The sequence below is a fragment of the Oleiphilus sp. HI0079 genome (assembly GCF_001635105.1).
The window spans coordinates 1-827 of sequence record NZ_LWFT01001100.1 but is presented as its reverse complement, the minus strand read 5'-3'; the positions used below and the strand labels follow the sequence as shown (position 1 = coordinate 827).

At 43.4% G+C, this 827-nt stretch carries 1 protein-coding gene and 1 pseudogene; both read left to right on the top strand.

What is annotated here, in order from left to right:
* Window positions 1-413 (top strand): annotated as a pseudogene (avtA, locus tag A3750_RS19495) (valine--pyruvate transaminase); the annotation flags it as partial.
* A 62-nt stretch (window positions 414-475) separates the two neighbouring features.
* Window positions 476-827: sterol desaturase family protein (locus A3750_RS19490; RefSeq protein ID WP_369819958.1), on the top strand; the 352-nt coding region annotated here is incomplete at its 3' end.

Here is an 827-nt window from a genome sequence, read left to right as displayed (position 1 = left end):
GAAGTTTCGGGCCAATGCTGGCCAAAGACCTTGTTGCCTCGGGTGAAATTCTAAAAATGAGTAATGAGCTTGTTCGGCCTTTTTATCTTGACAAGGCTTCAAAGGCCGAGGCCTTTAAGTCGCTTTGCAGAGATTTGCCTGTTTCGTTGCATAAGGTTGAGGGGGCGATGTTTCTCTGGATTTGGATGAAAGGTTGTCCTGTCTCAAGTCAGCAGATGTATGAGCGTTTAAAAACGCGTGGTGTTCTTGTTGTACCAGGCCATCATTTCTTTCCCGGCCTAGATAGTGAGCATGATCTTGATTGGTCGCATCGCAATGAATGCTTGCGCGTTACCTATTCGCAGGATGAGGAACGTGTAAGAAAGGGCTTACAAATTATCGCTGATACGATTCGAGAGGCATATCATCATTAGTTGGTTTGAGTGAGAAATTGCCTGCTCTTTTAACAGCAGCATAGGTATCGAGAATAAAAAATATGAATGATGTTTTTCATGCGCTGATGTTTATTGTGATTTTTGGGACCCTTTTTCTAAGTTTGATCGCTTGGGAAGCTTGGTACTTGAAACGCAAAAATATTGATTCTTATCATTGGAATGAGACCTTGGCGAACATTTCTACCGGCGCGATGTATAAGGTTTTTGATGGCATTGCTGTAGCGTTGTTCATTCAGTTTTTCTATGAAGAAGTTCAGCAATACGGTTTTGGTTACACGCCTGAAGCTGGGTTCTTCGCCATTGCGTTTCTGGTCGTTTCCCAAGATTTTTTCTACTACTGGTACCATGTTGCGATGCATAAGGTGCGTTGGATGTGGGCTGTGCATGTAACCC